This window comes from Enterococcus sp. DIV0236 (assembly GCF_050558525.1).
Classification (GTDB): domain Bacteria; phylum Bacillota; class Bacilli; order Lactobacillales; family Enterococcaceae; genus Enterococcus; species Enterococcus faecalis.
Genome location: NZ_CP187891.1, coordinates 1477984 through 1503228, shown reverse-complemented (window position 1 = coordinate 1503228; position 25245 = coordinate 1477984). Strand labels below are relative to the sequence as shown.

25 protein-coding genes are annotated in these 25245 nt (G+C 36.5%); 22 read left to right on the top strand and 3 right to left on the bottom strand.

Annotated elements, in window-relative coordinates; genetic code table 11:
- Positions 1–15: 15 nt before the first annotated feature.
- From prfB to IGK27_RS07330, 12 genes are all read left to right on the top strand, one after another.
- Positions 16–1117 (top strand): peptide chain release factor 2 gene (gene prfB / locus IGK27_RS07385; RefSeq protein ID WP_111997025.1). Its coding sequence is split into 2 segments (ribosomal slippage): positions 16–87 and positions 89–1117, totalling 1101 coding nucleotides; the frame shifts between segments, so codons are not numbered across the junction.
- Between the two features lie 105 nt (positions 1118–1222).
- Positions 1223–1909 (top strand): cell division ATP-binding protein FtsE, encoded by a 687-nt coding sequence (gene ftsE / locus IGK27_RS07380; protein ID WP_002361935.1) that lies wholly within the window; start codon positions 1223–1225, stop codon positions 1907–1909.
- Complete coding sequence (gene ftsX, locus IGK27_RS07375) at positions 1902–2786, top strand: permease-like cell division protein FtsX (RefSeq protein WP_002364071.1); 885 nt, start codon at positions 1902–1904, stop codon at positions 2784–2786. The genes ftsE and ftsX overlap by 8 nt, the downstream gene beginning before the upstream one ends.
- Positions 2787–2961: 175 nt before the next feature.
- Positions 2962–3816, top strand: coding sequence for a phosphate ABC transporter substrate-binding protein PstS (locus tag IGK27_RS07370; protein WP_002357298.1), 855 nt, complete (start codon positions 2962–2964; stop codon positions 3814–3816).
- Between the two features lie 122 nt (positions 3817–3938).
- A complete protein-coding gene (gene pstC, locus IGK27_RS07365) occupies positions 3939–4859 on the top strand; it encodes a phosphate ABC transporter permease subunit PstC (protein WP_002357299.1) in 921 nt (306 codons plus the stop codon).
- Positions 4859–5743 (top strand): phosphate ABC transporter permease PstA, encoded by an 885-nt coding sequence (gene pstA / locus IGK27_RS07360; RefSeq protein WP_002357300.1) that lies wholly within the window; start codon positions 4859–4861, stop codon positions 5741–5743. Before pstC ends, pstA begins: the two co-directional genes overlap by 1 nt.
- A gap of 16 nt (positions 5744–5759) precedes the next feature.
- Positions 5760–6569, top strand: a complete 810-nt coding sequence (gene pstB / locus IGK27_RS07355; RefSeq protein ID WP_002357302.1) for a phosphate ABC transporter ATP-binding protein PstB — start codon at positions 5760–5762, stop codon at positions 6567–6569.
- 10 nt (positions 6570–6579) lie between these two features.
- Positions 6580–7338, top strand: a complete 759-nt coding sequence (gene pstB / locus IGK27_RS07350) for a phosphate ABC transporter ATP-binding protein PstB (protein ID WP_002357303.1) — start codon at positions 6580–6582, stop codon at positions 7336–7338.
- Between the two features lie 14 nt (positions 7339–7352).
- Entirely contained in the window at positions 7353–8030 is a 678-nt protein-coding gene (gene phoU / locus IGK27_RS07345) for a phosphate signaling complex protein PhoU (RefSeq protein ID WP_002357304.1), read from the top strand.
- A gap of 209 nt (positions 8031–8239) precedes the next feature.
- Entirely contained in the window at positions 8240–9841 is a 1602-nt protein-coding gene (gene liaX / locus IGK27_RS07340) for a daptomycin-sensing surface protein LiaX (RefSeq protein WP_033626674.1), read from the top strand.
- 74 nt (positions 9842–9915) lie between these two features.
- Positions 9916–10239: a PspC domain-containing protein gene (locus IGK27_RS07335; RefSeq protein ID WP_002357306.1), complete on the top strand. Its 324-nt coding sequence runs from the start codon at positions 9916–9918 to the stop codon at positions 10237–10239.
- Positions 10239–10595 carry a phage holin family protein gene (locus tag IGK27_RS07330; protein ID WP_002357307.1) on the top strand — a complete coding sequence of 119 codons (357 nt, stop codon included), beginning with the start codon at positions 10239–10241 and terminating at the stop codon, positions 10593–10595. The genes IGK27_RS07335 and IGK27_RS07330 overlap by 1 nt, the downstream gene beginning before the upstream one ends.
- A gap of 35 nt (positions 10596–10630) precedes the next feature.
- Here IGK27_RS07330 and IGK27_RS07325 read toward each other — a convergent pair whose 3' ends face one another.
- Complete coding sequence (locus IGK27_RS07325; RefSeq protein WP_002378390.1) at positions 10631–11593, bottom strand: GIY-YIG nuclease family protein; 963 nt, start codon at positions 11591–11593, stop codon at positions 10631–10633.
- 209 nt (positions 11594–11802) lie between these two features.
- Here IGK27_RS07325 and hprK point away from each other — a divergent pair, with 209 nt between their 5' ends.
- From hprK to IGK27_RS07295, 6 genes are all read left to right on the top strand, one after another.
- On the top strand, positions 11803–12738 hold the full coding sequence (gene hprK / locus IGK27_RS07320; protein ID WP_002357309.1) for an HPr(Ser) kinase/phosphatase: 936 nt from the start codon (positions 11803–11805) through the stop codon (positions 12736–12738).
- Positions 12739–12755: 17 nt separating this feature from the next.
- Positions 12756–13589 carry a prolipoprotein diacylglyceryl transferase gene (gene lgt / locus IGK27_RS07315; RefSeq protein WP_002381830.1) on the top strand — a complete coding sequence of 278 codons (834 nt, stop codon included), beginning with the start codon at positions 12756–12758 and terminating at the stop codon, positions 13587–13589.
- Positions 13590–13657: 68 nt separating this feature from the next.
- The gene (locus IGK27_RS07310; RefSeq protein ID WP_002357312.1) at positions 13658–14680 is read left to right on the top strand and encodes an NAD(P)H-dependent glycerol-3-phosphate dehydrogenase; all 1023 of its coding nucleotides are present in this window, start codon (positions 13658–13660) and stop codon (positions 14678–14680) included.
- 11 nt (positions 14681–14691) lie between these two features.
- A complete protein-coding gene (gene galU / locus IGK27_RS07305) occupies positions 14692–15588 on the top strand; it encodes a UTP--glucose-1-phosphate uridylyltransferase GalU (RefSeq protein WP_002360159.1) in 897 nt (298 codons plus the stop codon).
- Between the two features lie 177 nt (positions 15589–15765).
- Positions 15766–16197: a DUF948 domain-containing protein gene (locus tag IGK27_RS07300; protein WP_002357316.1), complete on the top strand. Its 432-nt coding sequence runs from the start codon at positions 15766–15768 to the stop codon at positions 16195–16197.
- Between the two features lie 15 nt (positions 16198–16212).
- Entirely contained in the window at positions 16213–16800 is a 588-nt protein-coding gene (locus IGK27_RS07295; protein WP_002381831.1) for a YtxH domain-containing protein, read from the top strand.
- 120 nt (positions 16801–16920) lie between these two features.
- Here the strand turns inward: IGK27_RS07295 and IGK27_RS07290 are convergent, their stop codons facing one another.
- Positions 16921–18024 carry an aminopeptidase P family protein gene (locus IGK27_RS07290; RefSeq protein ID WP_002408910.1) on the bottom strand — a complete coding sequence of 368 codons (1104 nt, stop codon included), beginning with the start codon at positions 18022–18024 and terminating at the stop codon, positions 16921–16923.
- Positions 18025–18238: 214 nt separating this feature from the next.
- On the opposite strand from IGK27_RS07290, the gene ccpA reads away from it, so the two are divergent.
- The 3 genes from ccpA to IGK27_RS07275 all read left to right on the top strand — a co-directional run bounded on the left by ccpA (position 18239) and on the right by IGK27_RS07275 (position 21215).
- Complete coding sequence (ccpA, locus tag IGK27_RS07285; RefSeq protein WP_002357319.1) at positions 18239–19240, top strand: catabolite control protein A; 1002 nt, start codon at positions 18239–18241, stop codon at positions 19238–19240.
- Positions 19241–19429: 189 nt separating this feature from the next.
- Complete coding sequence (locus IGK27_RS07280; RefSeq protein ID WP_002381833.1) at positions 19430–20122, top strand: ATP-binding cassette domain-containing protein; 693 nt, start codon at positions 19430–19432, stop codon at positions 20120–20122.
- Positions 20115–21215, top strand: coding sequence for an ABC transporter permease (locus tag IGK27_RS07275; RefSeq protein ID WP_010710297.1), 1101 nt, complete (start codon positions 20115–20117; stop codon positions 21213–21215). The genes IGK27_RS07280 and IGK27_RS07275 overlap by 8 nt, the downstream gene beginning before the upstream one ends.
- 185 nt (positions 21216–21400) lie before the next feature.
- On the opposite strand, the gene IGK27_RS07270 is transcribed toward IGK27_RS07275, so the two are convergent.
- Positions 21401–23797 carry a transglycosylase domain-containing protein gene (locus tag IGK27_RS07270; RefSeq protein ID WP_025191818.1) on the bottom strand — a complete coding sequence of 799 codons (2397 nt, stop codon included), beginning with the start codon at positions 23795–23797 and terminating at the stop codon, positions 21401–21403.
- Between the two features lie 184 nt (positions 23798–23981).
- Between IGK27_RS07270 and tyrS the strand changes: the two genes are divergently transcribed.
- Complete coding sequence (gene tyrS / locus IGK27_RS07265) at positions 23982–25244, top strand: tyrosine--tRNA ligase (protein WP_033626673.1); 1263 nt, start codon at positions 23982–23984, stop codon at positions 25242–25244.
- Position 25245 lies beyond the last annotated feature (1 nt).

Below are 25245 nucleotides of genomic sequence, written 5' to 3'. Positions count from 1 at the left end.
AAAGAAGGAATCATTTTGGAAAACCCAGAAATTCGTACATTATTAGACGAAATGACACAAAAAATTACTAGCTTCAGGAGGTCTCTTTGACTTAGACCAGTTAGAAGAAGACATTGCCGAGGCGGAAAATCGGATGGGAGAACCTGGTTTTTGGGACAACACAGAAACGGCTCAAAAACTAATTAACGAAACCAATAGTTTGAAAGAAAAATATCAACAATTTCATCAGCTCTCTGAGGAACTTGACGAATTAACGGTGATGTTTGAATTACAACAAGAAGAATATGATGCAGAGATTCAAGAAGAATTGGAAGAAAGAATTCATCTCTTGCAAGAACGTTTAACAACGTATGAGCTATCCTTACTACTAAATGAGCCATATGATCATAATAACGCCCTAATTGAATTACACCCTGGTGCCGGTGGTACTGAATCACAAGATTGGGGAAGTATGCTTTTACGAATGTACACACGTTGGGCAGAAAGTCACGGTTTCCAAGTTGAAACGTTGGATTACCAAGCTGGAGATGAAGCAGGGATTAAAAGTGTCACCTTATTAATCAAAGGTTACAATGCTTATGGTTACCTAAAATCTGAAAAAGGTGTCCATCGTCTTGTGCGGATTTCGCCCTTTGATTCCGCCAAACGCCGTCATACTTCGTTTTGTTCAGTTGATGTAATGCCTGAATTAGACGATACAATAGAGATTGCGATCAATCCAGATGACTTAAAAATTGATACCTATCGAGCAAGTGGTGCTGGTGGTCAGCATATTAATAAAACAGAATCGGCTGTTCGAATTACACATATTCCAACAGGCACCGTTGTCGCAAGCCAAGCACAACGTTCTCAATTAAAAAACCGTGAGCAAGCAATGAGTATGTTAAAAGCCAAATTATATCAATTGGAAATGGAAAAGAAAGCTCAAGAAGCAGCAAGTTTACGTGGTGAACAAATGGAAATTGGTTGGGGCTCACAAATCCGTTCTTACGTGTTCCATCCGTATTCAATGGTCAAAGACCATCGGACAAATTACGAAACCGGCAATGTACAAGCTGTGATGGATGGAGACCTTGATGGTTTCATTGATGCCTACTTAAAACAGCGCTTAAGTTAAGCTCTTCATTAAATTGAAATAAAAATGTAACTTAATGCAAGAAGTTTGCAATATTGACATGTTATAATGAGTAGGATTGAAGAAAAAAGAGATGGAGAGAACGCCATGATTGAAATGAAAGATGTAATGAAGAAATATTCGAATGGTACAACAGCGATTCGGAATATTTCAGTAGAGATTGACCAAGGCGAGTTCGTCTATGTGGTTGGTCCCTCAGGTGCAGGGAAATCAACCTTTATTAGATTAATGTATCGTGAAGAAAAAGCAACAAAAGGTAATTTGACAGTTGCAGGTCATGATTTAATGAAAATAAAAAATAAAGAAGTTCCTTATTTACGTCGTGAAATCGGCATCGTTTTCCAAGACTATAAACTATTACCAAAGAAAACTGTGTATGAGAATGTGGCCTATGCGATGCAAGTTATCGGACGACGTCCTCGCGAAATCAAAAAACGCGTGATGGAAGTTTTAGATTTAGTCGGTCTAAAACATAAGGTACGTGTTTTTCCAAGCGAACTTTCTGGTGGGGAACAGCAACGGGTATCCATTGCACGAGCAATTGTAAATACACCGAAAGTTTTAATTGCCGATGAACCAACTGGGAACTTAGATCCAGAGAATTCATGGGAAATCATGAAATTGTTGGACCGGATTAACGCACAAGGAACAACAGTCGTGATGGCAACGCATAATAGTACAATTGTAAATACGATTCGTCACCGTGTTATTGCCATTGAAAATGGTCGCATTATCCGTGACCAAGTGGAAGGAGAATACGGCTACGATGATTAGAACATTCTTTTCTCATTTATTTGAAAGTATCAAAAGTTTAAAACGGAACGGTTGGATGACTGTTGCCTCAGCAAGTGCGGTTACAATTACATTAGTTTTAGTTGGTATTTTTATGGGCGTTATTTTTAATGCAACGAAACTTGCTGATGATATCGAAAAAAACGTGACAGTGTCAGTTTTTGTCGATATTGGTACAAAACAAAATGAAATGAAAACATTAGAAAAACAACTTAAAGGATTAGACAATGTTGAAGATATTTCTTATTCAAACAAAGATCAACAATTGAAAAAAATCCAAGAACAAATGGGGGATGCATGGAATCTTTTCGAAGGCGACAGTAACCCATTATACGATGTATATTATGTCCGTGCGAAAACACCAGAAGACACGAAAGATATTGCGAAACAAGCAGCTAAATTCCCAAGTGTTTTTAAAGCCGATTACGGTGGTGTAAACTCAGACAAAATCTTTAAAATCGCTCAAACCGTTCGAACTTGGGGCCTAGCAGCTGCTGCATTACTTTTATTCGTTGCAGTGTTCTTAATTTCCAACACCATTCGGATTACGATTTTATCTCGTCAAAAAGAAATCCAAATTATGCGTCTTGTAGGAGCGAAAAACAGTTTCATTCGTTGGCCGTTCTTCTTAGAAGGTGCTTGGATTGGGTTGATTGGCGCAATCGTGCCAGTCATCATTATGACGTTAGGCTACCATCAAGTTTATAACATGTTTAACCCGCAGTTATTGCGTTCGAATTATTCATTAATTCGTCCAGAAGATTTTATCTGGAAAGTTAATCTATTAATGATTGCAACAGGAATGATTATTGGATCACTAGGTTCAGTTATTTCAATGCGTCGTTTCTTGAAAATTTAAACGAAAAAAAGCTCTCCATTTTGGAGAGCTTTTTTTGTTTTATTTTTAAAATACTTGTTATTTAATTTAAGAGTTTTCTCAGTTGTACCAACAAATTGATAACTTATAATTTTCAAGTCCTACATATAATGGTAAAATAGAATAGATTGAAATTAATTGGAGGAATAATGAATCGATGAAAAAAAGATTGCTATTATTTATTGGTTTGGCAAGTATACTTACTTTGACAGGATGTGCAAAATGGATTGATCGTGGTGAATCCATCACAGCGGTAGGCTCATCAGCTTTACAACCATTAGTAGAGACAGCGAGTGAGGAATATCAAAGCCAAAATCCGGGAAGATTTATTAATGTCCAAGGTGGCGGAAGCGGAACAGGTCTGAGTCAAGTCCAATCTGGCGCGGTAGACATTGGTAATTCTGATTTATTTGCAGAAGAGAAAAAGGGCATCAAAGCGGAAGACCTAATTGATCATAAAGTTGCTGTCGTTGGGATTACACCAATCGTTAACAAAAATGTCGGTGTCAAAGATATCTCAATGGAAAATTTAAAGAAAATCTTTTTAGGTGAAGTAACAAACTGGAAAGAACTTGGCGGGAAAGACCAAAAAATTGTTATTTTGAATAGAGCGGCCGGTAGTGGTACGCGCGCTACTTTTGAAAAGTGGGTCTTGGGAGATAAAACAGCCATTCGTGCGCAAGAACAAGATTCCAGCGGCATGGTTCGTTCCATTGTTTCTGATACACCAGGAGCGATTAGTTATACCGCATTTTCATATGTTACTGATGAAGTAGCTACGTTAAGTATTGATGGTGTTCAGCCAACAGATGAAAATGTAATGAACAATAAATGGATTATTTGGTCTTATGAACACATGTACACTCGTAAAAATCCAAGTGATTTAACCAAAGAGTTTTTAGACTTTATGTTGTCAGATGATATCCAAGAACGTGTGATTGGTCAATTAGGGTATATTCCTGTTTCGAAAATGGAAATTGAACGGGATTGGCAAGGAAATGTCATTAAATAATTCTCTTAACACAAAATTTACAAACTTAACATAAAATTTACATGTTATTAAAAACAAATTGATGTAAAAAAGGTACACTATTTTTATCTGTAAAAGTTGGATTGTTTGAGGAGGAAATATTCTTGGAAGATGTACAGAAAAAATTATTAACAAAATCGAAAAGAGCCAAGATGGAGCAACGAGGGAAATTTATTAGTTTCCTATGTATTGCCTTAATTGTAGCAGTGGTTGTTTCAATTTTCTATTTTGTTGCAAGTAAAGGACTTGCTACATTCTTTAAAGATAAGATTAACGTGTTTGATTTCTTATTTGGAACAAACTGGAACCCAAGTGATATCGGCGCAGACGGTAAACCCATGGTTGGGGCTTTACCGATGATTGCGGGTTCCTTTATTGTAACGTTTTTGTCAGCGATTGTTGCGACGCCATTTGCGATTGGAGCGGCTGTTTTTATGACAGAAATTTCACCAAAAAAAGGAGCGAAATTTTTACAACCAGTTATTGAATTACTTGTAGGGATTCCCTCGGTTGTTTATGGATTTATTGGTTTATCTGTCATTGTTCCTTTTGTCCGTTCAATCTTTGGCGGAACTGGCTTCGGTATTTTAGCTGGTACGTTTGTGCTATTTGTTATGATTTTACCAACGGTCACTACAATGACCGTAGATGCATTAAAAGCTGTGCCTCGACATTATCGTGAAGCGTCGTTGGCGCTTGGTGCTACGCGTTGGCAAACGATTTATAAAGTTGTCTTGCGGGCAGCTGTGCCTGGTATTTTAACTGCGGTTGTCTTTGGTATGGCTCGTGCGTTTGGTGAAGCCTTAGCAATCCAAATGGTAATCGGAAATGCAGCTGTGATGCCAACTAGTTTGACAACACCAGCTTCGACACTAACAAGTATTTTGACAATGGGGATTGGGAATACAATTATGGGAACAGTTGAAAACAACGTTCTTTGGTCTTTAGCCTTGATTCTATTGTTGATGTCTTTACTATTCAACATTGTTATCCGAATTATCGGTAAGAGAGGAGCCTTAAAATAATGAATGCAAAAAAAGCAGATAAAATCGCAACAGGTATCTTATATGCCGTATCTGGCGTCATTGTTTTAATTTTGGCGGCCTTACTGATTTACATTTTAGCTAGAGGAATTCCACATATTTCGTGGGAATTTTTAACACAACCATCCAGAGCCTATCAAGTTGGTGGTGGGATTGGTATTCAGCTTTTTAACTCACTATATTTACTATTGATTACAATGATTATTAGTATTCCAATTTCATTGGGTGCTGGAATTTACTTATCGGAATATGCGAAAAAGAATTGGTTAACTGATTTAATTCGTACCTCGATTGAAATTTTAAGTTCATTGCCTTCCGTTGTTGTCGGGCTGTTCGGCTTCTTGATTTTCGTTGTACAAATCGGATATGGCTTTTCAATCTTATCAGGTGCGTTAGCATTAACATTTTTTAACTTACCATTATTGACTAGAAATGTTGAGGAATCTTTGAAAGCCATTCATTATACACAGCGTGAAGCGGGGTTAGCCTTAGGTCTTTCACGTTGGGAAACAGTTAAAAAAGTTATTTTGCCAGAAGCATTACCAGGAATTTTGACAGGTGTTATTTTGAGTTCTGGTCGGATTTTCGGTGAAGCCGCTGCGTTAATTTATACAGCAGGACAAAGCGCACCTGCCTTAGATTTCAGTAATTGGAATCCATTGAGCGTTTCAAGTCCAATTAGCATTTTCCGTCAAGCGGAAACGTTGGCTGTGCATATTTGGAAAATTAATACCGAAGGAACGATGCCAGATGGCGCTGCGGTCTCAGCAGGTGCCTCCGCTGTGTTAATTTTAGTAGTTTTACTTTTCAATTTCGGCGCTCGTTTTATCGGCAACCGTCTTTATAAGAGAATGACATCAGCTTAATGTTAGGGGAATTAGCATGAAAGAATACAATTTAAATGATACCCATTTACTTCAACTAGATAGCCAAAAAGACCCGATTGCGTTACACACGGAAGACTTACATGTCTTTTACGGGGACAATGAGGCTATCAAAGGTGTTGATTTACAATTTGAAAAGAACAAAATAACCGCCTTAATTGGACCTTCTGGTTGCGGTAAATCCACGTATTTACGTTCGCTAAATCGTATGAACGATGGCATTGCCAATTCACGTGTTACTGGAAAAATCATGTATAAAGATGTCGATGTCAATACGAAAGAAGTTGACGTCTACGAAATGAGAAAACGCATTGGCATGGTTTTTCAGCGGCCCAATCCATTTAGTAAATCTATCTATGAAAATATCACATTCGCATTGAAACAGCATGGTGAAAAGGATAAGAAAAAATTAGATGAAATCGTTGAAACAAGTTTGAAGCAAGCCGCACTTTGGGATCAAGTGAAAGATAACTTAAACAAAAGCGCCTTAGCTCTGTCTGGTGGGCAACAACAACGTTTGTGTATCGCTCGGGCAATTGCGATGAAACCAGATATTTTATTGTTAGATGAACCGGCAAGCGCGTTAGATCCGATTTCAACAGGAACGGTTGAAGAAACGTTAGTGAATTTAAAAGATGATTACACGATCATCATTGTGACACATAACATGCAACAAGCGGCGCGGATTAGTGACTATACAGCTTTCTTCTATATGGGTAAAGTCATTGAATACGACCATACAAGAAAAATCTTTACACGACCAAAAATTCAAGCAACGGAAGACTACGTTTCAGGACATTTTGGTTAGGAGGAGCAAGATGGGCAAAGAAATTATTTCATCAAAAGATTTACATTTATATTACGGGAAAAAAGAAGCATTGAAAGGCATTGATTTAACTTTTAATCAAGGAGAATTAACTGCCATGATTGGTCCTTCTGGTTGCGGGAAGTCAACGTATTTACGTTGCTTGAATCGTATGAATGATTTAATCCCAGACGTAACTATTACTGGAAGTGTCGTCTATAAAGGAAAAGATATTTATGGACCGAAAACAGATAACGTTGAATTACGTAAAGAAATTGGCATGGTTTTCCAACAACCTAATCCATTTCCGTTTTCAGTTTATGAAAATGTGATTTATGGCTTGCGCCTAAAAGGAGTCAAAGACAAGCAAGTCTTAGATGAAGCAGTTGAAACCAGTTTGAAAGCTGCTGCCGTTTGGGAGGATGTCAAAGATAAACTTCACAAAAGTGCACTTTCACTTTCTGGTGGACAACAACAGCGGGTTTGTATCGCTCGTGTTTTAGCTGTGGAACCGGATATTATTTTATTAGATGAACCAACTAGCGCCTTGGACCCAGTTTCTAGTGGTAAAATTGAAAACATGCTGTTAACATTAAAAGAGAAATATACCATGATTATGGTGACACATAATATGTCACAAGCATCACGGATCTCTGATAAAACGGCCTTCTTTTTACAAGGTGATTTAATTGAATTTAATGACACGAAAAAAGTATTTTTAAATCCAAAAGAAAAACAAACAGAAGATTACATTTCTGGTAAATTTGGTTAAAAGGGGGAAAAAGAATGTTACGGACACAATTTGAAGAAGAACTATTGAATCTGCACAATCAATTTTATGAAATGGGTATGATGGTTAGTAGTGCCGTCCATAAATCCGTGAAGGCATATATTAATCATGATAAAAAATTGGCTCAAGAAGTGATTGATCGCGATATTGAAATTAATGATATGGAAGTCAAACTTGAGAAAAAGAGTTTTGAAATGATTGCGTTACAACAACCAGTGACAACAGACTTACGTATGATTATCACTGTTATGAAAGCTAGTTCGGATTTAGAAAGAATGGCGGACCATGCCGTTTCAATTGCTAAATCAACGATTCGCTTAAAAGGAGAAACACGTATTCCTGAAATTGAAAAAGAAATTTCAGATATGTCTGATTATGTGAAAAAAATGGTGGATAATGTTTTAATCGCCTATGTTAAAACGGATCAAAAAGATGCACGAATGATTGCACAAATGGATGATCGTACTAATGAATATTTCGATAGTATTTACAAACATGCCGTAGAAGCAATGAAAGCTAATCCAGAAACGGTCATTAGCGGAACTGATTATCTACATGTGGCACAATACTTGGAAAGAATTGGCGACTATGTCACAAATATTTGTGAGTGGATTGTTTACTTGGCAACTGGTAAAATTACCGAATTGAATAGTAATCGTGACGAACAATTTTAAGAAAAACAAATAAAAAAAACTAGGAGACGGCCTTTTTTAGACCAATTCCTAGTTTTTTTAGCGTAAAATGAACTGATTTTATAAAACTAGTCCTTACTAATGAGAAGAAATCGTTCTTAAGTCCTATGACAAATGATCAAAAACAAGGCATAATAATGCATGTAAGGAAAACACTATTGAGTGAAAAATTTGCTAAGGAGGCAATATCCATGAAAGAAAGAGAACGCGTATTAGAATTAGTGAAAAAAGGTATTCTAACGTCAGAAGAAGCGTTAATTTTATTAGAAAATATGGCAACTGAAAAAGATGAAAAACAAATCGAAAAAGCTGCTGAAAAAGTCGATACACAAAATATTGGAACAACAAATAAAGAAGATCAAGTCGCAGATTTAATGGATGCATTAGAAAAAGGCGAATCAGAAGGACCTACTGTTGATCCGTTTGAAGAAAATACACAGGACAGTGCAGAAAAAGATCGTGAAAACTTAGAAAGAATTCTTGATGAGTTAGCAACTAAAGCCAATCGTGCTTCGGCTGAATTGGACGAAGTCAACGCAGAAATTGCCGGCATCAAAGAAGAAATTAAAGAAGTCGCAGAAGAAATTGGAACATTAGATACAAAAGAAGAGTTAGATGCATTAACAGAAGATGAACAAGTTCAACGAAAAGACTTGCACGTTTTACTTGCACAATTAGAAGAAAAATTAGCGACTCAAAGTACTGAAAAAACAGCACTGGAAGAAGAACTAAAAAACATTCGCAAAGAACAATGGAAAGGTCAATGGAATGATACAAAAGAAAAAGTTTCTTCTCAATTCTCTGAAGAGTGGAAAGATCAAGCCACAGACACCTTTAACCAAGTCGGCGGCAAAGTTGCCGAAGTTGGCGGCCAAGTGGGAGAATTCTTGAAAAAAACATTTAATTCTTTCAGTGACACCATGAATGATAATGTGGAATGGAAAGACATTAAAATGAAAGTTCCTGGTGTGGCAACAACTAAGTTTGAACATGAATTTAACTATCCAAATCCACAAGCAAGTTTAATTGATGTCAAGGTAGCAAATGGTACCGTGGTTTTCAAAACTTGGGATCAAGAAGATGTGAAAGTCGAAGCAAAAATCAAATTATATGGTAAAATGGCAGGAGATTCACCAATGGAAGCTTTCTTAGAACGAAGTGACATTGATGTGGATGATGAAACAATTTCTTTCCAAGTGCCAAACAAACGGGTGAAAGCAGATTTAACGTTCTATTTACCAAAACGCACTTACGATCATGTATCTGTTAAATTATTAAACGGAAATGTCTTAGTAGAAGAGTTAACAGCGAAAGATGTTTACACAAAATCAACGAATGGGACGATTACGTTTAAAAAAATTGATGCAACTATGTTAGAAATTGAAGGCGTGAATGGTGAAATTAAAGTCCTAGAAGGAACGATTTTAGATAACATTATTGAAACAGTCAATGGTGATGTGTCTATTTCCGCGGCACCAGAAAGTCTAAGTGTTTCTCTGATTAATGGAGATATCCGCATTACAGCTAAAGAAAAAACGCTTCGCCGTGTTGAAGCAAGCTCTGCAAATGGGAATATCAAGTTGGCCTTGCCAAATAACTTAGGCGTTGAAGGGCAAGTGAAAACGAATTTAGGTAGTATTAACAGCCGTTTAACAGATATTGAAGTTGTTCGTGAAAAGAAAGATCGCGGCAATCAACAATTACATTTTAGACGTGTACTGGAAGAATCAATGGCTCAAATTAATGCTTCTACAACAACGGGAAGTATTTTCCTAAAAGATACGGATAAATAATTAATAATTTTAAGCTAGATGGGCTGACGAATCAGCCTTTCTAGTGTAAAATTTAGTAGACGAGGTGAAAACATATGAAAAGAAAACTAACAAAATCTCCGAATAACGTGGTTTTAACAGGAAGCTTAGCTGGGATTGCTGATTGGCTAGGAATTGACCCAACAATTATTCGTGTCGTTTATGTCTTGCTCAGCTTTTTCTCAGCAGGATTTCCAGGCATTCTCTTATACATTGCCTTAGCAGTCTTGATCCCTTCTGGAAGAACAGGAAGCGATCGCGGCTACGGCCATCAAAATCCTTATAATAGAAATGTTCGCAATGAAAATCCTTATGCTGCCAATAAAAAGCAACGTAAAGAAGCGGAAAAAATTGATGATGACGAATGGAGTGACTTTTAATGACATATTTTCAGCGATTGGTTGTTAATACACTGACATTCATTTCTTTATCAGTTGTTTTTCCTGGCATGATTCATGTGAGAGGCATAATGCCTGCAATTATTGCCGCCTTTGTTCTCTCAATCCTAAATATGTTGGTGAAACCAGTCTTAACAATCTTGTCGCTCCCATTTACTTTATTAACGTTTGGTCTATTTAGCTTTGTTGTCAATGCAGCGATTTTACAAATGACCTCGTTTTTTGTGGGGGAAATGAACTTTGGCTTCTCAAGTTTTTGGGCAGCGGTGCTAATGGCTGTAATTATGTCAATTGTCAATACGATCGTTACGGATCACAATTTATCTAAATATGAATAAAAAAAGCCTGAAGAACGTAGCATAAAATGCGTTCTTCAGGCTTTTTCGATGGTTAAATTTTCTAGGTGACATTCTGGATGGCGGCTGATATAGCCATATAAAATGTTTAAAAAATCAACTTGTTGCTTCGAGTAATGCTCAATTGTTTTCGGTGGTTTTTTGGGCATGATTTTTTTTGCTAGTTCAAGCGATGAATATTTTTGAAACGTTTGTTTAGTTACAACACGTGTTGCTACCACCAAGCCTTGGTAAATTAAATAGTATTTGATTTTTTTCTGACAAGGTAACCACATCAGTTGCCAATCTCGTTGGTTAGCTTGACTAATTCGTTGATTTTGGTTTGCAAAGCGCGTCAGAAAGAGCCAATCTTCCTTGAGTTTTGCCGCTTTTTCGAAGGCTTGTTTTTCAGCAACTTCTTGCATTTGTTGAGCAATTCGTTTGATTGGTTCTCGTCCTTGATTATGGAAAAAGTCGAACAATTCTTGTTGAAATAGTTCGGTCGGAATGGCACTCTCTTTTTGAAAGGTTTGATGCCAATAGTTGGTTGGGACGAGATCGTAGATACTATCCAAAATTATTTTTAAACGGTTTAATTTTCGGCGAATCGAATAAGGACCAAAACAGTTCTCTTTAGTGGGAATATTTAAGAGTTTAATCTCTAATTGCCGCTCATTAACGGCTACCGATACATAAGAATATTGTTCATAAGCATTCATTTGGCGATTGTAGCGCGGCCGATACTGTTGAATCAGTTGACATTCTAGAAGGAGCGCATCCAATTCTGTGTCAGTATGGAGAACATCGAAGTCTATAATTTGTTTGACTAAACGCATCGTCTTTCGAGAATGTTGATTACTATTAATAAAATAGCTCGACACGCGATTTTTTAATTTTTTGGCTTTACCCACATAAATAATTGTGTCGGTTGCGTCTTTCATTAAATAAACACCCGGTGTTAACGGTAATTGATGGGCTTTTTCCTTTAAATATTCTTTCATAAGTTTCCTCTTTTCTTAAAAGGATCGGCTTCAAGTATACAAAGTTTTCTGAAATAGTCAAGTAACAGAAATAGCATAGGTAATTTCACTGAAAAATAGTTTCATTTTTTTGAAATATGATAATTCTAGGAATTATCTAGTGAATAGCTAGAAACTTGTATTTTTAAATGATAAAATATAACAAGTAGCAGAAAGGACTGACATTCGATATGACAGAAGTGGTAAAGATTTATCAACTGGTAGAAAATCTTTCTTTAGAAGTAGTATACGGAGATGAAGAAAGCTTAAATAGAACAATTAAAACTGGTGAAATTTCCCGGCCAGGTTTAGAATTAACTGGGTATTTTAATTATTATTCCCATGACCGTTTACAATTATTTGGGAGCAAAGAAATTACCTTTGCAGAACGAATGATGCCTGAAGAGCGTTTATTAGTGATGCGCCGTTTATGTGCGAAAGATACTCCAGCCTTTATAGTATCCAGAGGACTAGAAATCCCCGAAGAATTAATTACAGCAGCAAAAGAAAATGGGGTTTCTGTATTACGTTCACCGATTTCAACTTCCCGTTTACTAGGGGAACTATCCAGTTATTTAGATGGCCGTTTAGCTGTTCGGACAAGTGTCCATGGGGTTTTAGTTGATGTTTATGGACTTGGTGTTTTGATTCAAGGAGATAGCGGTATTGGTAAAAGTGAAACAGCTTTAGAGCTTATTAAACGTGGACATCGGCTAATCGCAGACGATCGTGTCGATGTTTATCAGCAAGATGAATTAACCGTGGTTGGAGAGCCACCAAAAATTTTGCAGCATTTAATTGAAATTCGTGGTATCGGAATTATTGACGTCATGAACCTGTTTGGAGCTAGTGCTGTCCGTGGCTTTATGCAAGTTCAATTGGTCGTTTATTTAGAGGCATGGGAAAAAGACAAGAAATATGATCGCCTCGGTAGTGATGATGCAATGGTTGAAATAGCTAACGTTGATGTCCCTCAGATTCGTATTCCTGTTAAGACCGGCCGAAATGTGGCCATTATCATTGAAGTAGCAGCAATGAACTTCCGCGCGAAAACAATGGGCTATGATGCAACAAAAACGTTCGAAGAGCGCTTAACCCGTTTGATTGAAGAAAATTCAGGAGAATAGAAGGAGAAGATGTGATGATGTTAGCTCAAGTAAATTCAATTGCATTTCGCCTTTTCGGTATTCCCGTCTATTGGTATGCAATTATTATTGTTTCAGGGATTGCTTTAGCTGTTTGGCTAAGTAGTCGTGAAGCCGTTCGTGTTGGTTTAAAAGAAGATGATGTCTTTGACTTTATGCTCTGGGGATTACCTGCAGCAATTGTTGGCGCGCGCTTGTATTACGTCGCTTTTCAATGGCAAGACTATGTAGACAATCCGATTGAAATTTTCTTTACTCGAAATGGTGGCTTAGCGATTTATGGTGGTCTTATTGGTGGGGGACTGGCGCTGTTTTTCTTTACGCGTCATCGTTTCATTTCTACATGGACTTTTTTAGATATTGCTGCACCAAGTGTGATTTTAGCGCAAGCAATTGGTCGCTGGGGCAACTTTATGAATCATGAAGCCTATGGGCCAGCGACCACCAGACAATTTTTAGAAAATCTCCATTTACCAACGTTTATCATTGATAACATGAATATCAACGGAACGTATCATCAACCAACATTTTTATATGAATCTGTCTGGAATGTTTTAGGCTTTATCGTTTTAGTGTTATTACGCAAAAAGCCACACTTTTTAAAAGAAGGCGAAGTCTTTTTAGGTTATATAATATGGTATTCTTTCGGCCGTTTCTTCATCGAAGGCTTACGGATGGACAGTTTGTATGCGTTTAGTAACATTCGTGTCTCACAATTGTTGTCTTTAGTGATGTTCGTAGCAGCAATTGTTATTGTGATCGTTCGTAGAAGAAATCCCAATTTGAAATTTTACAATCGGGAGAAACAAAAGAAAAAAATAACAACTTCTTAATCCAACTTGATTGAAGAATATGGTAAACTAAAGAAGTAACGTTGTTTAGCGAAAGGAGAGTTTCACCGATGAAACAAAAAGTCGCTGTTTTAGGTCCAGGTTCCTGGGGGACAGCTTTAGCTCAAGTATTAGCCGAAAATGGACACGAGGTCTGTATTTGGGGAAATAAACCAGAGCAAATCGATGAAATAAATACAAAACATACCAACAAACATTATTTACCAGAATTAATCTTACCTACTTCAATTCAGGCAACCACTGATTTAGCCACTGCTTTAGTAGATGTGGATGCGGTACTGTTTGTGGTACCAACTAAAGCCATTCGTTCAGTAGCACAAGAAGTGGCCCAACATTTAAAAACAAAACCAATTATTATTCATGCAAGTAAAGGGCTCGAACAAGGTACACATAAGCGGATTTCAGAAGTGATAGCGGAAGAGATTCCAGCAGAAAAACGGCAAGGGATTGTGGTTTTATCTGGTCCAAGCCATGCAGAAGAAGTCGCTGTTCATGACATCACAACCATTACAGCAGCAAGCGAAAATTTAGCAGACGCTGTGTATGTGCAAGAGTTGTTTATGAATGATTACTTTAGAATTTATACGAACGATGATGTGATTGGTGTAGAAACAGGGGCGGCCTTAAAAAATATTATTGCTTTGGGCGCCGGAGCGATTCATGGCTTAGGCTTTGGTGATAATGCCAAAGCGGCAATTATGACTCGTGGTTTAGCAGAAATTAGTCGTTTAGGGGTTGCGATGGGAGCAAACCCATTAACATTTATTGGTTTAAGTGGTGTTGGGGATTTAATTGTTACTTGTACAAGTGTCCATTCTCGAAATTGGCGTGCGGGTAATTTATTAGGAAAAGGCCATAAGTTAGATGAAGTCTTAGAAAACATGGGTATGATTGTGGAAGGTGTTTCAACAACTAAAGCAGCCTATGAATTGGCACAACAACTAGAAGTCGAAATGCCAATCACAGAAACAATCTACAATGTCTTGTACAATGACGAAGATGTACAACAAGCAGCAAAAGAAATCATGTTGCGCGATGGCAAAACCGAAAACGAATTTACACTTGATTTTTAGGAGGAAAAAAGATGAAAGTTAAAAAGGCAGTTATTCCAGCAGCTGGGTTAGGAACACGTTTCTTGCCGGCTACCAAAGCGATGGCAAAAGAAATGTTACCGATTGTTGATAAACCAACGATTCAATTTATCGTAGAAGAAGCACTGGCTTCAGGAATCGAAGATATTTTAATTGTGACAGGCAAAGCCAAACGTCCGATTGAAGATCATTTCGATTCAAATGTTGAATTAGAAAATAATTTAAAAGAAAAAAATAAAACCGATTTATTGAAATTAGTCGAAGAAACAACGGATGTTAATTTACATTTTATTCGTCAATCCCATCCGAAAGGCTTAGGACACGCTGTTTTACAAGCGAAAGCATTTGTTGGCAATGAACCTTTTGTCGTGATGTTAGGCGACGATTTAATGGAAGATAAAGTGCCATTAACGAAACAATTAATGGATGATTACGAAGAAACACATGCTTCGACAATTGCGGTAATGAAAGTACCCCATGAAGATACTTCAAAATATGGTATTATCAATCCAGAAAAAGAAATCGAAAAAGGACTATACAATGTCGAGAATTTTGTTGAAAAACCAAAACCCGAGGAAGCACCAAGTGATTTAGCGATTATCGGCCGTTATTTATTAACCCCTGAAATTTTTGATGTACTTGAAAATCAAAAACCAGGCGCTGGTAACGAAATTCAGTTAACAGATGCGATTGACACTTTAAATAAAACACAACGCGTTTTTGCTCGTGAGTTTAAAGGAGAACGTTACGACGTTGGCGATAAATTTGGGTTTATGAAAACAAGCATTGAATATGGTTTGACTCATCCAGAAGTAAAAGATAATTTACGAGAATACATTATTAATTTAGGTGCTCAATTAGCGAAAAAAGAGCAACCAAAAGAAAAATAAATAAAAATAAGCGTAAAATTTCAATTCGTTAGAAGGAAATTTTACGCTTATTTTCTTAAAGAAAAGGGCATGAGAATTTTATAAAATAAATTGGCATTCTTAGCTTTATGAGTTGTGAAAAATATAAGTTGGTGTTATCCTAAGATTATAAATAAAATTTCAGAGGGGAGTAATGATATGTCAGGTGGGGAAATTGCTGCCTTAATTGCAGCGGTAGCATTTGTTGTTTTAGTCATCTTTTTAGTACTTGTGTTATATAAAGTTTCTCAAGTTGTTTCAAAAATTGAAGATACAATTGATGAAACAAATACAACAATCAAAGTCGTGACTAGCGATGTGAATGTATTGAGTCGCCAAGTGGAAGGCTTGCTTGTTAAAAGTAATGAACTATTGACAGATGTGAATCAAAAAGTGGCAACGATTGATCCGTTGTTTACGGCCGTTGCTGATTTAAGCGAAAGTGTCTCTGAATTGAACACCTCAAGTAAACATTTGATTACAAAGGTAGGAACCGTAGGGAAAGGCACAGCGAAAGCTGGTTTAGTGAGTAAAGTAGGCGGTTCTGCTTTTAGAGCAATGCGTTCAAAAAATAAAAAAACAAATAACTAATTGGAGGAGATTTTTATGGCTAAAAAAGGCGGATTTTTCTTAGGAGCAGTAATTGGTGGAACAGCAGCAGCCGTTGCCGCATTATTACTTGCACCAAAATCAGGTAAAGAATTACGTGATGATTTATCAAATCAAACAGATGATTTAAAAAACAAAGCGCAAGATTACACAGATTATGCTGTTCAAAAAGGAACAGAATTAACAGAAATCGCAAAACAAAAAGCCGGCGTTTTATCAGATCAAGCCTCTGATTTGGCAGGTTCTGTCAAAGAAAAAACAAAAGATTCATTGGATAAAGCACAAGGTGTTTCTGGCGACATGCTTGATAACTTTAAAAAACAAACAGGTGATTTATCTGATCAATTTAAAAAAGCAGCTGACGATGCTCAAGATCACGCAGAAGATTTAGGTGAAATTGCCGAAGATGCAGCAGAAGATATCTATATTGACGTTAAAGATTCTGCGGCAGCGGCCAAAGAAACTGTTTCTGCTGGTGTCGATGAAGCAAAAGAAACCACCAAAGATGTTCCTGAAAAAGCTGCAGAAGCAAAAGAAGATGTTAAAGATGCAGCGAAAGACGTAAAAAAAGAATTTAAAGGGTAACAAGCGTTTAGCTTATGAAAGTTAGCAACGGATCGTGTTGCTTTTGTTCAGCGGCTTACCTTAAAATTTAGAAATGAGGCCATCAGTCAACCGGACTGATGGCCTCATTTTATTTTTATGCTATTGAATAATTTGCAATTCTTTGGTTGTCTTAGTGAATGGTTCGGAGCCTGTTTTCGTTACGTGTAAACAATCTTCAATACGAACGCCTACTTTTCCAGGAATGTAAATACCGGGCTCAATAGAGAAACACATACCTTCTTCAATGACTAAATCATTGCCATGAACTAGCGATGGGTATTCATGGACAGTGGTTCCAATGCCATGGCCTAAGCGATGGTTAAAGTATTCACCATAACCAGCTTTTGTAATTACACCTCGGGCAATATCATCTAATTCGCCTGCTGTAACACCAGGTTTCACCGCTTCAGTTGCTGCTAATTGTGCTTCTAAGACAATTCCATAAATTTCTTTTTGGAAATCAGAAGGTTCCAAGTAGCTGACTGTTCGTGTGGCATCACTACAATAGCCATTATGAACGACACCTAAATCAAATAACACTAAGTCATGGGGCTCAATTTTTGTTTCGCCAGGTACCCCGTGAGGACTAGCTCCGTTTTTTCCTGTTAAGACTAACGTATCAAAACTCATTGAGCGAATACCTTGACGTTTTAATTGATACTCGATTTCTGCAACAATTTCTTGTTCCGCAACGCCTGCTTGAATTGCTTTGAAGCCAATCTCAAAAGCGACATCAGCCCAACTACCAGCTTCTAGTAAACGTTGAATTTCAGGTTCTGTTTTAATTAATTGAAGTTTTTCAATTAAAGGCGTAACATCATGCGAAAAATCGCTAGCTGGGAAATAGGTTTTCAATTGATCGAAACGAGCTAAAGAAAGAGCTTGTTTTTCTAAAGCAAAGCGTGGTGTGCCTTGTGTCCGTTTATTTAATAAAGCCGCAATTTTTTCCCAAGGATTTTCGCTATCTAAATAACCATAAACGGGATAAGTCCAACTACTATTTTCGGCATCTTCGACTTCTAATGCAGGTGTAAATAAAAATGATTGATCGTCCGCAGCGATAAACAAAGCTAACACGCGTTCATGAGGTTCGCTTTCGTAACCGGAAAAGTAAGCGATATGACCAGGATCACTAATATAAGTGAAGTCAATCTTTTCTTGGTGCATCCAATTTTTTAAATCGGCAATTTTTTCTTGATTCATAAAACATCCTTCTTTCTTTTATTCTGAAGTGAATCACAGTACTATCATAACATGAAATGACAAAAAGTTCCTTTTGAAATGGAAAGTAAATTTTCATGAAAAAACGATAAAACGGTTGCAAAAATAGAAGAATTTTGATATTCTAGGCTAGGAAAGAAATGTAAACAGTGTTTTCAGAAAATGAGAACAAATTCATATTTATAGGAGAAGAAACATGGAAAAACAAACAATTACAATTTATGATGTTGCTAGAGAGGCAAATGTATCTATGGCTACTGTTTCTCGTGTTGTCAATGGTAATCCCAATGTAAAACCAGCAACGCGTAAAAAAGTCTTAGAAGTGATTGATCGCTTAGATTACCGTCCTAACGCAGTCGCACGTGGTTTAGCAAGTAAAAAAACGACAACAGTGGGTGTCATTATTCCAGATGTTAGTAATGCATTTTTTGCTTCATTAGCACGTGGCATTGACGACGTGGCTACAATGTATAAATACAATATCATTTTAGCTAATTCAGATGGAGACGATCAAAAAGAAGTTACTGTATTAAACAATTTACTTGCCAAGCAAGTAGATGGGATTATCTTTATGGGTCATCGCATTACAGATGATATTCGTGGTGAATTTTCACGTTCAAAAACACCTGTTGTCTTAGCAGGTTCCATTGATCCAGACGAACAAGTTGGTAGCGTTAATATTGATTACACAGAAGCAACGAAAGATGCAACAGCGACTTTAGCGAAAAATGGGAACAAAAAAATTGCTTTTGTTAGTGGTGCATTAATCGATCCAATTAATGGTCAAAACCGAATGAAAGGCTACAAAGAAGCTTTAGCGGAAAATGGCTTGTCTTATAATGAAGGCTTAGTTTTTGAATCTGAATATAAATTTAAAGCAGGGATTAATTTGGCTGAGCGTGTCCGTAATAGTGGGGCAACTGCTGCCTTTGTTACAGATGATGAGCTAGCGATTGGTTTATTAGATGGGATGCTAGATGCTGGTGTGAAAGTTCCAGAAGAATTTGAAATCATTACAAGCAATAACTCATTGCTTACAGAAGTCTCTCGTCCACGTCTATCAAGTATTACACAACCTTTATATGATATCGGTGCCGTGTCAATGCGCTTATTAACAAAACTAATGAACAAAGAAGAAATTGAAGAAAAAACAGTTGTTTTACCTTATGGAATTGATCAAAAAGGTTCAACAAAATAAGAGAAAATTCTACTAGAAATGCAAAAAAGTACAAGAAGAAATCATGAAAATGATTTCTTCTTGTACTTTTTTGCATTCTGCTATTAATACACAGTAAGATTGAAAATTAAAATAAGATTAAGTTGATTAGAAAATCGGTCGGTAAAGCATTGCTTATGGTATCTTTAGATTAAAAAAAGAGGTGTTTCTATGAAGGTAAAAGAATTAACTGTCGAGTATGGTAATAGAACAATTATAAAAAATTTATCTATGCAAGCTGAATTTGGTGAAATAATTGGCTTAGTTGCTCCTAATGGAACTGGAAAAACCACGTTCTTTAATGCTATATCTGGTTTAATCCCTAGAAAAAATGGAAATATTAGTTTAAATAAGATTGATTACAATAGTAGAAGTGCAACGTATTTAAAAGAACTATTTTTTCTTGAAAGTAGTAAAAATTTATATGATTATTTGACGCCGAAAGAACATCTCGAATATATTAAAGCCGCTTGGAAAAGTAATAGCGATATAGAGCATATTTTTGAACAATTAAAGATGAAAGAATATCAAAATAGAACAATAAAAAAATTATCTCTTGGAATGAAACAACATGTATTATTAGCAATGTATCTAGCAAGTGATGCAACAATACTTTTGTTAGACGAACCTTTTAATGGCTTGGATCCTACTAGTGTTAGTTTATTCATAATGTGCTTAAAAGAAATAGTTTCTAAAGATAAAATAGTTATTTTATCTTCTCATGATTTGTATAATGTTGAACATACATGTACACGTATTTTATTTATGAAAAATAAAAAGTTGGTTGAGAATGATCAACGTAACCTTTCTTTACGTGAACAATATGATAACTTATATTTAAGAGGAGAAGAGAGAGATGCTTAAGATAGAAACGATAAAAATATTGAAAGAGAAGAGTCTGTGGTTTGTGTTTGTAGCCTTTATTTTAATGTTAATTTATCCGTTGCTAGCTCAACCCCAACAACTTTCTTTTAAAGAAATGCAATATGAAAACCGAATCAAAAATAACGAACAAGCGAAAGAAAAAATGAAAAATGAACCTGCAGCAAAAGAAACTTTAAATGAGATAGAAGATGAAAGTGAGCAATTAAGGAAAGTAATTAATGCCATCAAAATTGGTGATGAATGGGCTTTATTAGAAGCTGAGAAAAAATTGGAAGAAAGTAATTTAAACGCAATGTTAAAAGGAACGTTGTACAGTATACCAATTATTGAGCAACAAAAAAGAGTCAAAGAATTGCAATATTTATCTGAAAACAGGATCAAACAAGTGGATTCTTCTGAAGTTGCTAAAATGCCTGCTTTGAATTACCTAGGTTTTCTTTTATCGATGGATTTTCCATATACATTATTATTAATTATCCCTAGTTTAATGATTATAGCGCTCGCAACTTTAGAAAAAAGAAAAAATACTGTTTCTTTATGGAATGGACTTCCCTTAAAACTATGGGAAAAATATTCTATTAAAATAAGTAGTATTTTGTTTACAGTCGGATTGGTTTCTTATCTGTCAATCTTTCTTTCTGCAATCAGTGCATTTTTCAAAAATGGTCTGGGAAACCCTGATTATCCAGTCGCGATTATTGAAAAGGGACAAAGTGTTACAATCATTTCTCTTTCTAACTATTTGTCGAGAAGCCTAATTATGTTTGGTATGCTGTTATTAGCATTGACAGTATTCAGTTTCTTGCTTTCACTATTTACTGGAAATTTGATTGTTCATAGCTTGCTAATTGTTGGTGTGGTATTATCTTCAGGATTTAGTATGCTTTCCAATAAATTTTTCTTTACAGCTTATATGAATTTTCCTAAAATTATTAATGGAGGAAATGGGTATGAGCCGATGGATGAGATAGGTCTCACATTTGATTTTTCTTTAAAGATGATAGTTGTCTATGTATTAATAAGTTTAATAGTATCTGCTATTGTTTTGAGAAACAGAAAGGGATTATTTTAGTTAAAATAGGTTGATTGCTGCATATTATTTCATTAAATGTAGGAGCTATTTTTGAATAGCTCGAGCTAGTATCGATGGTAAAGAATAAGAGAAACAATAAAAGTAGAGACGTAATCCATCAATTGATGAATTACGTCTCTACTTTTTTACATAATTTTGGTTGCAAGCTTAACTTACCAAATTCTTTAGTTGTTCTTTTTATTGTTATTGTTGTTGTTATTATTTGTAGTGGCACGTGGAGCAAGATTTCCCCAGTAAGAAGCGTAATTGCTGTCTGTTCCACCGATCCCAAATTTATAGGTACTTTGTGGTGCACCATCTTTAGCATAGTATGAAGTCGTTGTTTTGCCAGGTGTGTTGAACTTGGCACCATTATAGGTAATTGAGCCAGGTTTTTCACCAGTAAATTCAGAAACTTTTGATTTAATGACACTTGGGTCTAATTCAAATTTTTGACCAATGCCAAACAATTCTGGATTCGCATAGTACAGCGCGTTAGCTAAGTTCGCCATATAATTCCCGTTATTGTCGCCGCTGGTCGTCGTCATTGGCGCTGGTAGATCATGTCCTGACCAAGAACTTAGTGTCACAGTCGGGGTAGAGACAATTAGCCATGAATCTTTATAGTCATTAGTTGTCCCAGTTTTTCCGACCCAATCAGCACTGGCTAAATGAGGATTCAAGCCAGCTAATGTTGGTTTGAATTTTGTCGTATTCGCAGAATCCACCACTGAGCGCAACAAGTCATTCATAATAGAAGCGGTCGCCGGTGAATAAACTTGCGTTCCTTCATCTTTGTGTTCGTAGACCACATGTCCGCTATTGTCTGTGATTTTTTCAATCATGAAGGCTTTTTGATATTTACCTTTGTTAGCAAGCGCTTGGAAGCCGTTTGTTTGTGTTACAACATTTGTTTCTACTGAACCCAATGGCGCAGATTCGTAAGCCCAAGCATCTGAAGCTGGATAGTTCATTTTACTTAAGTAGTGATTGTAAGAGAAATTATCATCACCCATTTTTTTCCTTAGCTCATTATTAACATGAACGACAGGGATATTGAAAGACCAATTCAAGGCATTTCGAACAGTCACGAATTGATTTAAATCCACATTTGTGGAATTAACAAATTCTGTACCATCAGCATAAGTCGTTGGGTAGTTGGCCAGACGACTTTCAGAACCAATGAGTCCTTGATCAATCGCAGGGCCATAGACAGAAATTGGTTTAATCGTAGAACCAACTTGACGATCGGCATTAAAGGCATGGTTGTTTTGATTAATATCGAAGTTTCTGCCGCCGATAAAACCGAGGATACGACCAGTAGCGTTATCCATTAAAATATTGCCAGTTTCAATCATTGTATTCCCATTGACATCTGCAGTTCCATCATCAAGCAAATAACCATAATTTGCGACAGCGGTTTGCATCGTGTTATAAATGTTCTGATCAATGGTCGATTGGATTGTATAGCCTTGCGACTGGATTTCGCGACGTGCTTGTTCTTCATATTGATCTAAACCAACTTGATCTAAATCATCACGATTAACTTTAGCTTTTTTCATATCTAAATCCATGACAATCTCAACTGCTTTATCTAACACCGTGTAGTATAGATAGCCTTCTGTATTGACATTGGCCTGTTCAGTTGGTAAAAAGTCTTTTTTCAAGTCGTAAGCTTTGGCTTCTTCATATTCCTTTTGTGAAATAGCTTTTTCTCGGTACATACTGAAAAGAACAAAATCTTTTCTCTTCATTCCTAAAGACAAATCGTCTTTCAAGGCACCAGTGTTAGTATAGGGCGTGTAAACAATGGGACTTTGGGGAAGTCCTGCGATAAAGGCCGCTTGAGGAAGATTCAAGTCCTTGGCACTTTTACCAAAGAGTCCTTTGGCTGCTTCTTCCACGCCTGCAATATTTTCACCTTTGTTATTACGACCAAAAGGGGAGACATTTAGATACGTTGTCACGATTTCGTCCTTAGAAAAGTATTTTTCAATACGTAAAGCTAATAAAATTTCGTTGGCTTTCCGTTTAAAAGTCGTTTCGTCAGTTAAAATCTGTTGCTTTACCAATTGCTGAGTCAATGTTGAACCACCAGAAGAACCTCCGATACCTGTCGCATCAGAAATCAACGCTCGAACTAGCGCTTTTGGTACTACCCCATGATGTTCTTCAAAATATTCATCTTCTGTTGAAATAATGGCTTTTTTTAGCAATGGAGACATTTGATCGCCATTAATTCGTGTCCGAATTAAATCTGATTTGATGTTAGCAATCGGAGTACCATCTGCGTAAGTCATTTTTGACACTTCGGTAATATCACTGATTTCTTTTTGCAATTCTTCCTTCGTTGGGGGCTGTGTATCTTCAACTAGAAAAGCAAAATAGCCCATTCCAATACCTAAGCCAAGAGAGCCACCTAAGACAATCAGAATAACCCCAAAAACCACTAATGACTGAAAAACGCGAATAATGACATTTAAAATAAGTAAAAAGACATTGCCGCCAGAAGAGGTCGTTGGTTTTTGCTTATTGTTACTTGAATTATTTTTCAAAAGCTTCACCTCAATAAAATGATACATTCTGTGTTATTATAGCAAAAAAAAGCTTCTATGAATAGTTTCTACACCAATTGCCATTTTTTGTTGAAAAAACTTAAGAGAAAATAGGGAAATCTCATTTTTTGACTTTTCAAGTGTGACAGAATCGGTTACTATGAATAGGGGAATTTGATCTATTATTATGTTTTACTATAGGAGGAAAATCATGAATTCAGCTTTTTTTGAAGAATTAAAAGCCCGTGGGTTGGTCTACCAAGTCACAGATGAAGAAGCCTTACAAAAACAATTAAATGAAGAATCTGTTAAATTATATATCGGCTTTGATCCAACGGCAGACAGTTTACACATCGGGCATCTACTGCCAATTCTTATGTTACGTCGTTTCCAACAAAATGGCCATGTGCCCATTGCTTTAGTTGGTGGCGGAACAGGCATGATTGGTGATCCATCATTCAAAGATGCAGAACGTAGTTTAAACACACTTGATACAGTGAAAGCTTGGTCTGAAAGTATTAAGAGCCAGTTGTCACGTTTTATCGATTTTGAAGATGAAAAAAATCCAGCGATTCTAGCAAATAACTATGATTGGCTTGGAGAGCTTTCGTTAATTGATTTCTTACGTGATGTGGGAAAAAACTTTACAATTAACTATATGATGAGTAAAGAAAGCGTGAAACGCCGAATCGAAACAGGAATTTCTTATACTGAATTTGCGTATCAATTATTACAAGCGTATGATTTCTTGAAATTGTACGAAACAGAAGGTTGTTTATTGCAATTAGGCGGCAGTGATCAATGGGGAAACATTACTTCAGGGATTGAATTATTACGCCGAGAACAAGAAGTTCAAGGATTCGGCTTAACCATGCCTTTAATTACAAAAGCAGATGGCACCAAATTTGGTAAAACAGAAGGAAACGCAGTTTGGCTAGATGCGGAAAAAACTTCGCCATATGAATTTTATCAATTCTGGATTAACACAGATGATCGTGATGTCGTGAAATTCTTGAAATACTTTACTTTCTTAACATTGGATGAAATTGCAACAATTGAAGAAGAATTTACAGCGAACCCAGGTCAACGTGCTGCGCAAAAAGCGTTAGCCAAAGAAGTGACTACTTTAGTCCACGGTGAAGCAGCCTATCATCAAGCGGTTAAAATTTCAGAAGCGTTGTTCAGCGGAGATATCCAAAGCTTAACAGCAGAAGAAATTAAACAAGGCTTTAAAGATGTACCGACGTATGAGGTGCAACCAGAGGATCAATTAAGTTTAGTCGACTTATTAGTTACCTCAAAAATAGAACCATCCAAACGTCAAGCCCGTGAAGATGTTCAAAATGGAGCGATTTACGTCAATGGAGAACGTAGACAAGATTTAGCAGCTGAATTGACAGAAACTGATAAAATCGAAGGACAATTTACTGTGATTCGTCGCGGTAAGAAAAAATATTTCTTGTTAAAATACTAAA

Excerpts from the sequence above, each read along its gene's own strand:
- IGK27_RS07330 (WP_002357307.1), top strand. The coding sequence starts at position 10,239 with ATGACATATTTTCAGCGATTGGTTGTTAATACACTGACATTCATTTCT.
- galU (WP_002360159.1), top strand. The coding sequence starts at position 14,692 with ATGAAAGTTAAAAAGGCAGTTATTCCAGCAGCTGGGTTAGGAACACGT.
- IGK27_RS07335 (WP_002357306.1), top strand. The coding sequence starts at position 9,916 with ATGAAAAGAAAACTAACAAAATCTCCGAATAACGTGGTTTTAACAGGA.
- IGK27_RS07275 (WP_010710297.1), top strand. The coding sequence starts at position 20,115 with ATGCTTAAGATAGAAACGATAAAAATATTGAAAGAGAAGAGTCTGTGG.
- liaX (WP_033626674.1), top strand. The coding sequence starts at position 8,240 with ATGAAAGAAAGAGAACGCGTATTAGAATTAGTGAAAAAAGGTATTCTA.
- pstB (WP_002357303.1), top strand. The coding sequence starts at position 6,580 with ATGGGCAAAGAAATTATTTCATCAAAAGATTTACATTTATATTACGGG.
- hprK (WP_002357309.1), top strand. The coding sequence starts at position 11,803 with ATGACAGAAGTGGTAAAGATTTATCAACTGGTAGAAAATCTTTCTTTA.
- tyrS (WP_033626673.1), top strand. The coding sequence starts at position 23,982 with ATGAATTCAGCTTTTTTTGAAGAATTAAAAGCCCGTGGGTTGGTCTAC.
- ftsX (WP_002364071.1), top strand. The coding sequence starts at position 1,902 with ATGATTAGAACATTCTTTTCTCATTTATTTGAAAGTATCAAAAGTTTA.
- IGK27_RS07310 (WP_002357312.1), top strand. The coding sequence starts at position 13,658 with ATGAAACAAAAAGTCGCTGTTTTAGGTCCAGGTTCCTGGGGGACAGCT.
- phoU (WP_002357304.1), top strand. The coding sequence starts at position 7,353 with ATGTTACGGACACAATTTGAAGAAGAACTATTGAATCTGCACAATCAA.
- IGK27_RS07300 (WP_002357316.1), top strand. The coding sequence starts at position 15,766 with ATGTCAGGTGGGGAAATTGCTGCCTTAATTGCAGCGGTAGCATTTGTT.
- pstA (WP_002357300.1), top strand. The coding sequence starts at position 4,859 with ATGAATGCAAAAAAAGCAGATAAAATCGCAACAGGTATCTTATATGCC.
- lgt (WP_002381830.1), top strand. The coding sequence starts at position 12,756 with ATGTTAGCTCAAGTAAATTCAATTGCATTTCGCCTTTTCGGTATTCCC.
- ccpA (WP_002357319.1), top strand. The coding sequence starts at position 18,239 with ATGGAAAAACAAACAATTACAATTTATGATGTTGCTAGAGAGGCAAAT.
- IGK27_RS07370 (WP_002357298.1), top strand. The coding sequence starts at position 2,962 with ATGAAAAAAAGATTGCTATTATTTATTGGTTTGGCAAGTATACTTACT.
- IGK27_RS07325 (WP_002378390.1), bottom strand. The coding sequence starts at position 11,593 with ATGAAAGAATATTTAAAGGAAAAAGCCCATCAATTACCGTTAACACCG.
- pstB (WP_002357302.1), top strand. The coding sequence starts at position 5,760 with ATGAAAGAATACAATTTAAATGATACCCATTTACTTCAACTAGATAGC.
- IGK27_RS07270 (WP_025191818.1), bottom strand. The coding sequence starts at position 23,797 with ATGTATCATTTTATTGAGGTGAAGCTTTTGAAAAATAATTCAAGTAAC.
- IGK27_RS07290 (WP_002408910.1), bottom strand. The coding sequence starts at position 18,024 with ATGAATCAAGAAAAAATTGCCGATTTAAAAAATTGGATGCACCAAGAA.
- IGK27_RS07280 (WP_002381833.1), top strand. The coding sequence starts at position 19,430 with ATGAAGGTAAAAGAATTAACTGTCGAGTATGGTAATAGAACAATTATA.
- IGK27_RS07295 (WP_002381831.1), top strand. The coding sequence starts at position 16,213 with ATGGCTAAAAAAGGCGGATTTTTCTTAGGAGCAGTAATTGGTGGAACA.
- ftsE (WP_002361935.1), top strand. The coding sequence starts at position 1,223 with ATGATTGAAATGAAAGATGTAATGAAGAAATATTCGAATGGTACAACA.